This is a genomic window from Microbacterium sp. 1154, from assembly GCF_031455375.1.
Lineage (GTDB): Bacteria > Actinomycetota > Actinomycetes > Actinomycetales > Microbacteriaceae > Microbacterium.
Map to the genome: position 1 here is coordinate 301,310 of NZ_JAVDSN010000002.1, position 14,575 is coordinate 315,884.

Annotated in this window: 9 protein-coding genes; 4 read left to right on the top strand and 5 right to left on the bottom strand. The window is 72.5% G+C overall.

The window, feature by feature from the left end; translation table 11 throughout:
* The first annotated feature begins 52 nt into the window (after window positions 1-52).
* Window positions 53-1,540 (top strand): zinc-dependent metalloprotease, encoded by a 1,488-nt coding sequence (locus tag J2X55_RS10700; protein ID WP_115917760.1) that lies wholly within the window; start codon window positions 53-55, stop codon window positions 1,538-1,540.
* 773 nt (window positions 1,541-2,313) lie between these two features.
* Here J2X55_RS10700 and J2X55_RS10705 read toward each other — a convergent pair.
* Complete coding sequence (locus tag J2X55_RS10705) at window positions 2,314-4,065, bottom strand: ATP-dependent helicase (protein WP_115917758.1); 1,752 nt, start codon at window positions 4,063-4,065, stop codon at window positions 2,314-2,316.
* On the bottom strand, window positions 4,062-4,973 hold the full coding sequence (gene nudC / locus J2X55_RS10710; RefSeq protein ID WP_115917756.1) for an NAD(+) diphosphatase: 912 nt from the start codon (window positions 4,971-4,973) through the stop codon (window positions 4,062-4,064). Before nudC ends, J2X55_RS10705 begins: the two co-directional genes overlap by 4 nt.
* 107 nt (window positions 4,974-5,080) lie before the next feature.
* On the opposite strand from nudC, the gene J2X55_RS10715 reads away from it, so the two are divergent.
* Window positions 5,081-6,568, top strand: a complete 1,488-nt coding sequence (locus J2X55_RS10715) for a phosphotransferase (protein ID WP_309823347.1) — start codon at window positions 5,081-5,083, stop codon at window positions 6,566-6,568.
* Between the two features lie 9 nt (window positions 6,569-6,577).
* Here the strand turns inward: J2X55_RS10715 and J2X55_RS10720 are convergent, their stop codons facing one another.
* On the bottom strand, window positions 6,578-9,865 hold the full coding sequence (locus J2X55_RS10720) for an ATP-dependent DNA helicase (RefSeq protein WP_309823348.1): 3,288 nt from the start codon (window positions 9,863-9,865) through the stop codon (window positions 6,578-6,580).
* A complete protein-coding gene (locus tag J2X55_RS10725; RefSeq protein WP_309823349.1) occupies window positions 9,862-13,008 on the bottom strand; it encodes an ATP-dependent DNA helicase in 3,147 nt (1,048 codons plus the stop codon). Before J2X55_RS10725 ends, J2X55_RS10720 begins: the two co-directional genes overlap by 4 nt.
* Window positions 13,009-13,197: 189 nt before the next feature.
* Here J2X55_RS10725 and J2X55_RS10730 point away from each other — a divergent pair, with 189 nt between their 5' ends.
* A complete protein-coding gene (locus J2X55_RS10730) occupies window positions 13,198-13,422 on the top strand; it encodes a DUF3107 domain-containing protein (protein WP_309823350.1) in 225 nt (74 codons plus the stop codon).
* 10 nt (window positions 13,423-13,432) lie between these two features.
* On the top strand, window positions 13,433-13,720 hold the full coding sequence (locus J2X55_RS10735) for a hypothetical protein (RefSeq protein ID WP_115917748.1): 288 nt from the start codon (window positions 13,433-13,435) through the stop codon (window positions 13,718-13,720).
* 75 nt (window positions 13,721-13,795) lie between these two features.
* Here the strand turns inward: J2X55_RS10735 and J2X55_RS10740 are convergent, their stop codons facing one another.
* Complete coding sequence (locus J2X55_RS10740) at window positions 13,796-14,512, bottom strand: ferritin-like fold-containing protein (RefSeq protein WP_115917746.1); 717 nt, start codon at window positions 14,510-14,512, stop codon at window positions 13,796-13,798.
* Window positions 14,513-14,575 lie beyond the last annotated feature (63 nt).

Consider the following 14,575-nt stretch of genomic DNA (forward strand, 5'->3'; position numbering starts at 1 on the left):
GTGCGACTAGCGTAGAACCCGTTCCCCCAGACCTGGCTGAAAGGCGGCTCACGTGGCAGACGACAACCCCGGCGGCGACCGGAGCCCCGAGGACGAGTTCCAGGAACTCATGCGCCGTCTCATGTCCGGAGACGTCAGCGGCATCGACCCCGAGCAGCTCTCGCGGCTGTCGGGGATGCAGATCGATCCCGCGATGCTGCAGGCCGTCATGAACCAGCTGCAGGGCGCCTTCGCCGGCACCCAGGAGGGCGTCGACTGGAGCCTCGCCGAGCGCCAGGCGCTGCACATCGCCAACCAGGACGGTCTCGGTGTGACCACCGGGCAGCGCACCGATCTCGATCAGGCCTTCACCCTCGCGGCCCTGTGGCTGGGCGAGGCGACCTCGATCAGCGACCTGCCGCGCCCCCCGCGCGCCGTCACCCGCGGCGCCTGGGTGAGCGCAACCCTGCCCATCTGGCAGGAACTCGCCGAGCCCGTCGCCACGAGCATCGCCGACGCGCTGACCGCGGCCCTCGGCCAGCAGGCGCCCGACGACATGCAGGACATGATCGCCGGGGCCGGTCGCCTGATGCGCACCGTCGGCGGTTCGCTGTTCGCGACGCAGCTCGGCCAGGTCGTCGGTCGACTCTCCACCGAGGTCGTGGGTGGCGGGGATGTCGGTATCCCGGTCATGCCCGACGGCGACGCGGCGATCCTGCCGCAGAACTTCGCCGACTTCGGTCGCGATCTCGAGATCCCCGACGATCAGCTCGCCCTCTACCTCGCGACCCGCGAGCTGGCTCACGCGCGCCTGTTCCGTCACGCGCGCTGGTTGCGGCTGCACGTCATCTCGCAGGTGCGCGACTTCGCCCACGGCATCCGCGTCGACACCGATGCCCTCGAAGACCTCGCTTCGCGCTTCGACCCCTCGCAGCCCGAAGAGCTGCGCGGCGCCCTCGAGAGCGGCGCCCTGCTGCCCGAACGCTCCGAAGAGCAGACCGCAGCCCTCACCCGCCTCGAGAACCTGCTCGCGACGATCGAGGGCTGGGTCGACGTCGTCACCGAGGACGCGACCTCGCGCCTGCCGTCGGCCGCACGGATCGCCGAGGCGGTCCGTCGTCGCCGCGCCGTCGGCGGACCCGCCGAGCAGGCGCTCGGCTCGCTCGTCGGCCTCGAGCTGCGTCCTCGCCGCATGCGCGAGGCCGCGGCGATGTGGCGTGCCGTCACCGACGCCGTGGGCGTCGACGCGCGCGACGGGCTGTGGGACTACCCCGACCTGATGCCCTCGTCGGAAGACATCGACGACCCCGCGGCGCTGATCGCGCGGCTGACGGCGGCTTCTCGCGGAGAAGCGGCACCGTCGGACGCGATGGACGACGCCCTCGCGCAGCTGCTGGCCGAGGAGGCCGACGGCGGGCGGCGCGACGGTGGTCCGCAAAGCGCGACCCCGGATGCCGGCACCCCGGGCGACGGCACGGATGGCGGTTCGCGCGGGCCGGAGCACGGTGCGGGCGACAGCGACGATGACGGAGCGGCACCGGGAGACCAGCGACCGGTGTGACACCGCCGCGGTGATGCGCCCGTGGGGGGGATGACATTCCTCCCCACGGGCGTTTCGCTCGTTTCGCCCTGGGGACAGCGGCATCCGGGGTCTGTCGCGACGCCATGATCGGGCGATGATTCGACTCGATTCCGCCGCTCCCCCTCTCTGGCGCTCCGACGGGAGCGTGCAGTTCGGCGCCCCCGCGGTGGCCGTCTCGCCCTTCACCGGTTCGTGGGTCGACGTGGTCGTGGCGGCGCTCGCCGACGGCACGAGCCCGACTGCCGTGCGGGGTCTCGCCCGCGTGCACGGGGCGCGAGACGGGGAGGCCGATGTGCTGCTCGCGGCCGTGGCTCCGGCGCTCGCGCGCCGGACGCGGCATCCGCCTCTCGCTCTCCAGGTTGACGACGACCTGTCCCCGCGAGCGGCACGCGCCGTGTTGGCAGCATTGCCCCCGCGTACCCGCGTCATCTCGTGGGCGGGGACGGCGACCGAGACCGTCGCGCCCGCAACGCGTGTGGTGCTGCTCGCCGCGCACCGGGTGGACCCGCGCAGAGCGGGGGCCCTCGTTCGCGATGACGTGACGCACCTGCCGCTCGTGCTCGACGGGTCGAGCGCCCGTATCGGACCGGTGATCGCGCCAGGACGAACGGCCTGCCTCGCCTGTCTCGACGCCGATCAAAGGCGCGACGACCCCGACTGGGCGACGGTCGCCGCTCAGCTGGTGGGGCGAGCGCGGCCCGACGTCGATGTGGCGTTGGCTGCCGAGGCGGGACGAGCGGCGCGGTTTCTGCTCACGGCTCCGATCGAGCAGACGACGCGGTCGCTGCGCCTGCGCGCCGATTCGTTCCGGCGGGCCTGGGCGCTGCATCGGCCGAGCGCAGACTGCCACTGCCGATCTCTCGGAGGAAGCGAGACGGAGACCGTTCCATCCGCCCTCGACCCCGCGCCCAGCTCACCGACAGCGTGCGCGCAGCCCGCGTGACGCCCACATATGCGAGACGACGCTCCTCGTCGACCGCCTCGAACGTCTTGGCGTACGAGATGGGCAAGAGGCCTTCGCTGAACCCCACGAGGTACACGTGATCCCACTCCAGACCCTTCGCCGCGTGCAGCGTCGCGAGCGTCACCGTACGCGTCGTCGGCTCGTGCTGATCACGCGCGCGGGCTTGCAGATCATCGGTGAACGCGCGCAGATCGGTGCCGCTCGGCGCTTCTTCGGCCAGGCGCAGGATCGCCGCGCGCGCCTCCCACGCTTCGCGGAGCGCGCCGCCCGCCTCGGGCGGGTCGTCGGTGAGTCCGACGCTGCGCAGGACATCGCGGACGGTCGGCAGGAAGCCGGTATCGAGCGGCGCCACCGACGCCGCACGAAGCGCCATGAGCGCCTGACGCACCTCGGGGAGGTCGAAGAACTTGCGTCCGCCCAGGACGGACGCCGCCACACCGACCTTCGCGAGGGCCGAGAGCAGACCCGCGGACTGCGCGTGGGAGCGGTAGAGCACGGCGATGTCGTGCGGATCGACGCCGCGCGAGAGCGAGTCGCGAATCGAACGAGCGACCGCGGCGGCCTCGTCCTCGTCGTCGTCGAAGGCGCGCACGGTCGGGACGGGGGTGTCGTCCTGGCTCGCCGCGACGAGCTCGAGAGCGCCGGCGCGGCCGCGCATGAGATCGTTGGCGACCGCAAGCACGGGGGCCGTGGAACGGTAGTTGCGCTCGAGACGGACGACGCGCGCGTCATCGTGCGTGCGTTCGAAGTCGAGCAGGTAGCGCGCGTCGGCGCCGGTGAACGAGTAGACCGTCTGGCTCGCGTCGCCGACGACGCACAGGTCGCGGCGGTCGCCCAGCCAGAGCTCGAGCAGGCGGTTCTGGAGCGGCGAGACGTCCTGGTACTCGTCGACGGTGAAGTGCCGGTACTGCTCGCGCACGGCCGCGGCGACCCGCGGCTCGGCCTCGATCATGCCGGCACACGTCAGCAGGACGTCTTCGAAGTCCATCTGACGCCGTTCGTCCTTCAGCTTCTCGTAGGCACGCTGCAGGGCGACGACCTGGTCGACGCCGAGACGACCAACGCCCTCGGGGCGATCGGCCGCGTACTGGTCGATCGAGCGGAGGGTCACCTTCCGCCACTCGATCGCCGACGCGACATCCCGCAGCGTCGCGGTGTCGGGCGCGAGTCCCACGCCGTCGGCCGCGTGCGCGAGCATGCGCACCTTGTTGTCGATGATCGAGGGTGCCTGGTCGCCCGCGAGCGTCGGCCAGAAGAAGTTGACCTGGGCCAGAGCGGCCGCGTGGAACGTCCGGGCGGAGACGCCCGCGACGCCGAGCTCGCGCAGACGACCCCGCATCTCCCCCGCGGCCTTGGCCGTGAAGGTCACGGCCATCACCCGCTGCGGCGAGTACGCGCCCGTGTCGACGCCGTGGGCGATGCGGCGCGTGATCACCCGCGTCTTACCCGTGCCCGCTCCCGCGAGCACGCAGACCGGGCCGCGCAGGGCGCGCGCGGCCTCGAGCTGGTGCTCGTCGAGTCCGTCGAGAGGGGCGGTCACGCGACGCCCCGGTACCAGTCGTCGATAAGGCGCCGGGCGATGGAGGCCGGGCCCGGGAGCATCGCGGATCCCTCGCCGCGGAGGGCCGCGCCGATCTCGTCGCGGTCGAACCAGCGGACCTCGACGATCTCCTCGCCGTCGGCCTGCGCCTCGGCGTCGTCGACGACCACCGCGCGGAAGCCGAGCATGAGGGAACGCGGGTACGGCCACGCCTGCGACCCGCGGTACGCGATGTCGCGCAGACGCACCCCCGCCTCTTCGCCGACCTCGCGCGCGACGGCGTCTTCGAGGGACTCGCCCGCTTCGGCGAACCCGGCGAAGCACGAATACCGGTCGCCGCCCCAGGCGGCGTTGGCGCCGAGCAGGATCCGGTCGTCACTGGTCGCGGAGGTCACGAGCACGATCACCGCGGGATCGGTGCGCGGGAAGTGCTCGCGCCCGCAGACGGGGCAGTGCCGCGACCAACCGGCGTGGCGGAGTTCGGTGGCCGAGCCGCACGCCGGGCAGAATGCGGCGTCGCGGAGCCAGCCGGCCAGAGCGACGGCGGTCGTCAGCAGTTCGGCCTCACCGTCCGGCAGGTCACCGCCCGCCGCCCGGAGCGGCGCGCCGTCGGCATCCGGGACGAGGTCGGCGGGCGCGTCGTCGGTCAGGGCGGCCAGGACGACCGCGGTGCCCTCGGCGGTGCGCCCGAGGAACGCCCACTCCTGCACGTGTTCCGCGGGGACCTGCGCGGTGGGGATCAGCGCGAGACGTCCATCCCGCAGCGGCGCCACATCTCGCCGGATGGCGAGGACCAGGGTGCTCGGCTCGGAGAGCACGCGATCGAGCAGGGTCTCGTCGTCGCGCTCACCGCCCGCGCGGTCGACGGTCACGGGGACCTCGGACGGCGAAGACGCGGGACGCGGCATCGAACACCTCTCTGACGGCGGGCGCGGATGGGCGGTCGGCTCGCCGACCTGCTCGGTGAAGGGCGTGGCGCGGGCCGCTGGACGAAGGCCCGACCTACCCTGGGGGCATGGCACGCTCGCCCCTCATTTTAGCCGCGTCGGCGACAACGGCCCTGCCCGGTGCAGCTTTCTCGAACGTCAGCGCTCTGACCGAGAACACCGCCGGCCGATTCGACGCCGCACTGGCCCGCACCGCCGACGGGCGCGAAGTCGTCATCCGCATGCCCGCCGGCGAAGAAGGCGCCCCCGACCTCGCCGCGGAATCTCGGGCACTGCACGCGCTGACGGCGGGCGTTCGCGCCCTGCTCCCCTTCGCCGTGCCCGAGGTGATCGGCGAGAGCGGATCCGGCACGCAGCGCGTGCTCATCGTCGACCGCATCGACGGTTATCGCATCGACCCCGCGCACCTGCCCAAGGGACCCGGGTACGCGCCGGCCATCGGCGGAGCGCTCGCCGCCGTGCACGCGCTTCCCGTCTCCATCGTCCGGACGGACGGACTACCGGTGCGCTCGTCCGAGCAGGTGCGCGACGACGTCAAGCGGCTCCTCGATCGAGCGGACGCCACCGGCCGCGTCAGCGACGACCTCATGCTGCGCTGGCGCCGCGCCCTTGACGTGGATGAGCTGTGGCGCTTCGAGTCGGCGGTCGTCCTGGGCGGCGCGACGAGCTCGTCGATCGTCCTCGCCGACGACGAGGACGACATCCCCCACGTGGTCGGCATCCTCGACTGGGCCGGCCTCAGCGTCGGCGACCCGGCCGTCGACCTGCGCTGGTTGGCATCCGCCCCCCTCGCCGCCGACGACGTCCACGCCGGGTACGCCGCGGCCGGCGACCGCTCCCCCGATCCCCTCCTGCGCGAGCGTGCGCGACTCTACGCCGAGCTCGAGTTCGCCCGCTGGCTCGTGCACGGCCACGACGCCGGCGAGACCGACGTGGTCGCCGACGCGGTCGCCCTGCTCGACGCCCTTGCCGACGGCGTGCGCGGCGACCACATCGTGCCCGACTCCCGCAGCGACATCGATGACGCGATGGCCCTCGTCGAGAGCGTTCCCCCGGTCTCGGTCCCGGCAGCGGTCGACACCTCCATGCAGACCGACGCCTACGACCCCGAGGCCTTGTCGCTGTACCTGTCCGCCGAGCGCGACCGTGCGACGGCCGCCAAAGCTCTGGCCGAGGCCCTCGCGAACGCGCAGGGGTCGGATGCCGACAGCGGAGCCATCCACGTCGACCGGCTGCCGGTACCCGACAGCGTGGATCCCGGCGAGACCGAGCCCCTCGACCTCGACGGGTGGGCCGCCCAGACGCCCGAGCCCCAGAACGACCGTGGACAGGGTCCCGCGTTGAGCGGCGACACCGACGCGACGTCGCTGTGGGCCCGCCCGGCGGTGTCGGCGGACCCCGACGGGCCGGCCGTCCGCGACGACGACGGCACCGTCGCGACGACGTCCGATGCCCCGCGCGATCCCGACGCCGCTCACATCGACGACGAAGAAGACGCCGCCCGTGCGAGCCGCGCCGCCTTGCGCCGCTGGGGCGTGTCGGGCGACGGGGCCTGAACGCGCGGTTCAGCCCCGCAGCACCAGTTCGTCGCCGACGTAGAACAGGGCGACATCGATGAGGTCGAGGTCGATGCCGTGCTTGGCGTGGTACGCCTCGCGGTAGAGCTCGAGCTGCAGCATGCGCGAGCGACGCTCGGACTCGCCCGTGGGCGGTCGGCCCGTCTTCCAGTCGACGATCTCGTATCTGTCACCGCGGCGGTACACGGCATCCAGCTTGCAGATGACGACGTGCTCGCGCCCGTCGAGACGCGTCGTGACGAAGTCGATCTCGGTCTCGACCTCGAGGGGCTTGAGCCCCGCCCATTCCGAGCGCTCGAAGCACTCCCGGAGCCGCTGCAGTTCGGCCGCGTCGGCGGCCGACGCTCCCCCTTCGTCGTCGTCCCACAGCCCGTCGTCGTCGAGCCCGATCCCGGCGCCGACGAGTCCGGAACGCTGCTCGACCCAGGCGTGGAAAAGCGTTCCGAGGCGCGTCTGTCGGTACGGGCGTTCGGGCATGGGGCGACGGAGGTCTTCGACGGCGCGGCCGTAGTCCGCGACGAAATCCTTGAATCGCGACGCCGGAATACGTGTCGGGGCGGGAGTGTGGACGGGACGCAGTCGATCGGCACGCTCGGCGAGCAGCAGTTCGAGGTCGTCGTCGGGCTGGGCCGGGGTCGCCGCACGCGCGGCCGTGACCGCGCTCACCGCGGCCGAGATCGCGGTGCGTCGCGCCCCCAGCGGATCGAGCGGCCAATGCAGCAGCCGCCGCTCGCCGTCATAGGGATCCTCCCCCGTCTCGTCGACCGCGAGCTCGACCCCGAGCGCCTCAGCGGCTTCGTCGAGGAAGATACTGGGTCGACGCGGGCGCTTCGTGCCCGACCAGCTGGAACCCGAGAGCAGGAGATGATCGCGGGCGCGGGTGAACGCCACGTAGGCGAGACGTCGGTCCTCGTCGAGCTGCCGGGCGCGGTTGTCGGCGACGAAGGCGTCGATCGCCGCCTTGAGATCCTGCTGCGTCTCGGCCCCGCGCCACCCGAACACGGGAAGCCACGCAGAATCTCCGCGGAACTCGGAGGGCAGGATGCCGAAACCCAGCCACCCCTTCGTGTCCCGCGGGAGTGACGGGAGCTCGTCGGTCACGAGCCTCACGACGGCGACGGCATCCCACTCCAGGCCCTTCGAGCCGTGGATGGTCAGCAGTTGCACGACGTCGTCCTCGGGTGGCTCGGTGCGCGGGGCGAACTCGTCGGCCTGTTCGGCGTGGTCGAGCCAGGCGAGCAGGCTCGCGACCGAGCCCGACTCGTCGGCCGCCAGGAACCCGCGGATCTCATCGACGAAAGCGCGCAATTGCGCGGACGCGATACGTGCGGGACCACGAGCTTCGTTCGCGGCGAGTTCGATGTCGAGGCGGAGCTCGGCCTCGATCAGGCGGATGAGCTCGGGGATCGGGGCCCCGACGCTCCGGCGGAGCGCCGCGAACACGGCGCCGGCTTCCCGCAGGCGGGCACGGCCCTCGGGGGTGATGTCGGTCAGCCACCCGTGGCCGTCGGTCTGGCGCGTGACGAAATCGAGGGCGTCGACCAGCGACGCACGGTCGGCACCCGGCGTCGAGCGCAGGCGATCGACGACCTCGGGGGCCAGGGGCTGCAGGCCGACGTCGTGGGTCGCGAGCCGCCGAGCGACCTGCGCGAGGGCGCGGAGGTCAGCGAGACCGACGGCCCACCGCGGGCCCGACAACAGGCGGATCAGCGCCGACCCCGCCTCGGGGTCGCTGATCACTCGCAGCACCGAGACCACATCCACGACCTCGGGGGTCGTCAGCAGGCCGCCGAGCCCCAGGATGCGGTGCGGGATGCCACGCCGTCCCAGCGCATCGCCGAAGCGCACCATGTGCTTCTTGCTGCGGAAGAGCACGGCTCCGGTGGTCCCGCGTCCCTCGGCTGCGCGGGCCGCACGGACGCCGACGAACCACGACGCGACGCGGTCGGCCTCGGCGTCGAGATCGTTCTCGAAGGCGATCTGAACCAGGCCGTCCGGGGCGCCGGGGCGCGAACGCAGTTCTTCGACGGCCACGGCCGCCCGGTGAGCGAGGGGGGCGAGCACCGCGTTGGCGGCGTCGAGCACGCGGGCGCTGTTGCGCCAACTGGTGAGGAGCGCGAAGCGCTGGCATCCGCCGTCCGGGGCGAAAGCATCGGGGAAGCCGCCGAGGTTTCCCGCGCTCGCTCCGCGCCAGGCGTAGATCGCCTGGTGCGGGTCGCCGACGGCCATGACGCCGGTGCCACCGAAGAGGGTGGCCAGCAGATCGGTCTGGACGACCGAGGTGTCCTGATACTCGTCGAGCAGCACGACACGGTAGCGCGCCCGCAGTTCTTCGACGACCGCGGGGTGCTCCTGGGCGATGCGCAGGGCACCCGCGACCTGATCGGCGAAGTCCATGACGCCCAAGCGCGCCTTCTCGCGGTCGTAGTCGGCGGCGAGGCGAGCGAGCAACGCCAGCGCCGAGACGCGGGAGGCGGCGTCGGCCACCTCTTTGTAGACGGTGACGCGCGCCGATGTCGACGGGCGTTCGACGATGCGCCCGAACTCCTCGGGGAACACCGCGAGCTTTTCGAGGTCGACCAGGTTGTCGACGCCGTCACGCGCGATGCGCAGGGCCGCGTCGATGAGGGTGCGCGGGGACTCCTGCCGCTCCTCGAGCCGTGGATCGTCGGAGGCGAACACGACGCGGCGCATGAGCAACCAGGCCGCCGACTCCGACAGCACGGCGGCCTCGGAGTCGCGGCCGATGCGCAGCCCGTGCTCGCGCACGATCGAGTCGGCGAAGCTGTTGTACGTGGACACCGTGGGCCGGTGCAGGAGCTGGTCGCCGTCGTCGAGACCGTCGTCGCCTGCGCCGACCTCGGCGGCAAGGGCGTCGAGGGCCTCGCGCCGGGCGGCGTCGGCGCGCGCTCCCTCGAGCTGCGCCAGCTCGGCGAACACTCCGAGGCGTCCCGCCTCGTGCAGCGCGGGAAGAGAGCCGAGCAGCCCCCGCGCCTCGAACTCCGACAGGCGCTGCAACCGTCGCTGGATGCGCTCGGCCAGCTCGCCCGCGGCTTTGCGCGTGAACGTCAGTCCGAGCACCTCGTCGCGGCGAACAAGCCCGTTCGCCACGAGCCACACGACGCGACCCGCCATCGTCTCGGTCTTGCCGCTGCCTGCTCCGGCGACGACGAGGGCCGGGGCGAGAGGCGCTTCGATCACCGCGGTCTGCTCGATCGTGGGCGGGAACTGCCCGAGCGCGGCGGCGATGGTCGCCGCGGAGAGGACGGCGGTCACGACGCGCTCACCGCCGAGACCGTGTGGATCCGGCACAGTCCGTACGAGAACTCATCGCGGCAGTGCACTTCGTAGGGCGCCGCGAAGCTCGTGCCGCGCATGACCTCGACCGCCCGCTGCACGCGCTCGACGAACTGCCCACGCTGTTCGTCGTCGAAGGGCTTCTGCGTCGGTTCGGCGTAGTCCTTCTTCGCGGCCGTGGGCCGCAGGACGAGGAGCTTCGCGCCGCCCGACGGCATCCCCGCGACCTGCTCGATCGCGCCGGACGAGAACGCGAGCTGGTACGCCGCGAGCTGCGGGTTGTCGGCGACCTTGGCATCCGTCTGCGGTTCGCTCTTGCCCGTCTTGAGATCGACGATCACGACCTCGCCCGAGGGCGTCACCTCGACGCGGTCGATGTCGCCGCTCAGCACGGCGCCGTGCTCGCCGGCATCGGGGAGGGGAATGGGCACCTCGAAGTGCCGCTCGGCGCCGACCAGGCGCCCGCCGGCGTCGTCGAAACGGCGCAGGTACGCGGCCAAGCGGCGGACGAGTTCGCGCGCTCGCGTGCGTTCGGCGCGCTCTCGCCAGACGGCGTCGAAGGCCAACTCTCCCCAGCGTTCGTCGACGACGGCCCACAGGTCTTCTTCGGACGACGATGCCGACGTCTCGAGCGCCGCGTGGATGATCGTGCCGATGCCGGCCGTCGTCCCGCCCCGGTCTCCCCCGAGGTCGGCGATGACCCAGTCGAGTTCGCACTCTTCGAGGGCATGCAGGCGCGACGGCGAGACGCGGACGTCTTCTCGCGACAGATCCCGCAGCGGCGCCGACGACGTGGGGGCCGCCACGCCGTACCACTGCTCGGGAGCCGCACCCGCGACTCCCGCCGCGGCGAGGAGCGCGAGTTGCCCCGCCGCGTGGGCGCGCTCGGGGGCGGCGACGCGCGGCACGGTGAGCGAACGGCGATGCCGCGCCACGAGACCGCGGAGCGACAGGGGATGTTCGGGAATGGATGCCGCCGGCTCGGGCGCCGGGAGCATCTCGAACAGCACGCTGGGACCGGTGTCGTCGTCGTCGACTGCGGTGACCACCAGAAGAGATCCCGCCCGGCTGAGGGCGCGGACGAAGAGTCGCAGTTCGTCGTGCATCGCCGCGCGACGACGATCCAGCATGCCCGCTGCGGGAAGATCGGGGTTCTGCACCGCGTCGGCGAGCCGCCACGTCTCGAGCAGCCCGCCGCGCAGGCGGGTGTTGGGCCAGACGCCGTCTTGCACCCCGGCGATGATGACGGTGTCGAAAGCCGTGCCGGCGGCGGCCGCGGGAGTCAGCACACGGACCGTGTCGATCACCGCGGGCTGCTCGATGCGGTCTTCGGCGACGTCGCTGTCGAGCACGGCGCGCAAGAACACCGCGGCCTCGCCGTCGGGCTCGCGTTCGGTGAACCGCTTGGCCGCCTGGAACAGCGCGACGATCGCGTCGAGGTCGCGGTCGGCCTGCTCGGCGACGGGGCCGTGCCCGCGCACCGCCTCTCGCCAGGGCCGCGACAGGCCACTGCGCTCCCACGCGGTCCACAGCAGTTCGTGCGGCGTCGCGTGCGACTGCGTCTGCGCGCGGAGCGCGGCGAGGGTCTCGCCCAGCCGAGCGGCACGGCGGGCCTCACGGGTGTCGACGGCCTCGAGCTCGAGCGGGAAGCGCACCCCCGACACGAGCAGCTCGGTCGCCGTGCGCGTACCACCGGCAGAGACCTCGTCGTGCCGGAGCGCGGTCCGCAGGCGTCGCAGCTCGATCGGATCGAGACCGCCGAAGGTGCCGAGCAGAGCGTCGACGACCTCATCGGCTTGCCACTCACCGGGGTCTTTCATGCCGAGTTCGACGAGCCCCACGAGATCACGCACCGGACGCTGCACGCCCAGCGCGAGTCCGGGACCGCTCGCGCGGGCCGGCACCTCTCGCGCGGCCAGCTCGGCCTCGAGGGTCGCGACCTGCCGGGAATCGTGCGCGATCACGGCGCAGGAGCCCCATGGAACGCCCTCGAGAACGTGCCTCTCGCGCAACAGACGGGCGATGGCGTCGGCCTCTTCAGCCGGTGATCGCAGCAGATAGGTACGTACGGACCCCCGGGGTTCGGCACCCGAGGGCGCTCGGCGGTGCGCGACGACCCCGGCCGCGCCGATGCGTGTCACGACGCGGCGAACGAGGTCGATCTGCTCGGGTGTCCCGCGGTGGGGCTCACCCAGGGCCGCGGTGGTGCCGAGCTCGCGTGCGAGACGAGCGAAGTTCTCGGGCGTCGCGCCGCGGAACGCTCCCGATCCCACGTCGGGGTCGCCGAACGCGACCACCCCGATGCCGAGAGCACGGCAGGCGCGCAGCAGGTCGACACCGCCCGCGGTGAGCTCCTGAGCGTCGTCGACGAGGATGCAGCGCAGGGTCGCGAAGCGCCCCAGCAACGCGCGATCGGTCCGAGCCTCGTCGAGGACGGCGACGGCCTCCCGAGCCAGGTCGGCCGCGTCGCGGTGCGTGCCGCGCATCGCGGAGCGCACGGTCCGGTACTCGTCGGCGAACGAGGCGAGCGATGCCCAGACCGGCAGCTCGAACCGCTCGGCGAGCGGAACGAGGTCGTCGGGGGCGATACCCAGGTCGGTGCATTCCGCGAGGAACGCTCGCAGGTCGCCGCGGAAACCGCGGGTCGCACGAACGGCCGGCCCGAGCCACCCCGGCCAGCGCGACGCCCCCTCGAGCTCGTCGAGCGCGTCGCCCTCGAGCAGGTCGCGGATGATCTGGTCTTCGTCGCCACCGGTGAGAAGCTGCGGGGGCTCGAGCCCGCGCCGCACCTCGGCACCGCGGACGAGCTGGAACGCGAACGACGCCACCGACCGGGCCAGAGCGCCCGAGGTGGCCCGTTCTACGGCGAGGGCCAGCGGATCGCGCAGGGCCGTCGCCGCGGGCCGCGTGGGCGTGAGCACCAGGATCTGGTCGGGATCGACCCCGGATGCCGCGAGCTCGCGCACGCGAGCCAGCAGAGCGGTCGTCTTGCCGGAGCCCGGAGCCCCCACGACCACACCGCTCGCGGTCGCGGGCCACTCGACGACGACACGTTGCTCGGCGTCGAGGGCACCTCCCCGGGCGGGAGATGCGTCAAGAGCGACGGCATCCGGGATCTGCATGTCTCCACGCTAATCGCGACCTCCGACATCGCCGTGTGCGACCCCTCGACCGAGCCGGTTCGAGCCGCCGGCGGGCCGCGCGTTCGCCGTCCGCGAAGCGGCCCCTCCCGCGGGCTGCCGTGTCGGAACCCTGCCCTAGAGTCGAAGAACGCGCCGGGCCGACCGCGGCCCGCGGGGAAAGGACGCATCGTGGAGATCCGCATCGGAATCACCAACACCGGCCGCGAGCTGAACTTCGAGACGAACGAGAGCTCGGACGCTGTGAAGTCGGCCGTCGCCGCCGCCCTCGACAACTCCGCCAGCCACGTCGCCTTCACCGACGTGAAGGGCAACTCCTACCTCGTTCCGACCGCCAACCTCGCGTTCGTCGAACTCGGCACCGAAGAGTCACGTCGCGTCGGCTTCGTCGCCTGACACGCGAACCGTGCAGATCCTGCTCGGATTGATCATCGGCGCGGTCATCGGCCTCGCCGTTCATTTCGCGCTGCCGCATCGTCACCTCCGCGGTGTCGTCCTCGCCCCTCTGGCGGGGGCGGCCGCGGCGGGCATCGTCTGGACCGCGCTGACGTGGATGGGCCTCGGAGCCGATTCGCCGATCCTTTGGATCGCCGCCGTGCTCGCCCCGACGCTCACGACCGTCGTGCTCGTGTCGCTGCTCACCCGATCACGCGTCGCGCGCGATCACGCCGACCGGGTGCGCCTGGGCGTCTGACCCGGCCTCGGCGGATGCCGGCAGGCCGGCGCCCGGCACGACTCCCGGCATTCCGGCGAAGGGACCGCGCTCTCGTTACGCGGCCAGCCCCATGGCATCCATCCGCCGTGCGTGAGCGCCCATCAGCTCACTGAACACGGGCTCGACCTTGGCCTCCTCGGCGCGATCGAGGTGTCCGTGGCGGAGCGCCGCGCGGGCGACGAGCAGCGTGTCGCCGACGAGACGCCGACCCCACAGGGCGAGCAGCCAGCGCCATTCCTCGTCGCTCTCGATGGTCGCGGCGAGGATGTCGACGAGGGCCTGACGATCGTCGTCGGCCTGCAGGATGCGCGCGACCCGGCGTCCGGTGTCGCCGTAGCTCGACGACAGCGCGAGGTAGAAGTCGTCGAGGAGCCCCGCGGTGATGTGCACCGTGAGCATGGTCTCTTGCGGGCGCACCCCGTGCGTGTTGCGGCGGAACGCGTCGAGCGACTCGCGGAACGGCAGCATGAGCTGGGTCGGGTCGGCACCGCGGTCGCGGATCACCGCCACGAGCTCCTGGTGCTTGATGAGCGCCGCTCCCGCCGCGCGCGAGAGCGACTCCTTCTCGACGAGCTCCGGGGTGAGGGCGATCAGCTCGCTCAGCGTCTCGAAGAACCCGAGCTGCAGGTAGGCAGCCTGGCCGAGGAACGTCTCGACCTCGGGGGCGAGCTCGGCGAAGTCGACGCGCATGGCCTCGCCGAGGTCTCCGCGCGAGCGCAACTGCAGTGTGCGGCCCACCGGGCGCTGGCGACGACGGAACCACTCGAACACGTACGACAGCCTAGGCGTCGGGGGCTCCCGAGACACGCCGGGTAGAGTGGGACAGCCCCGGCG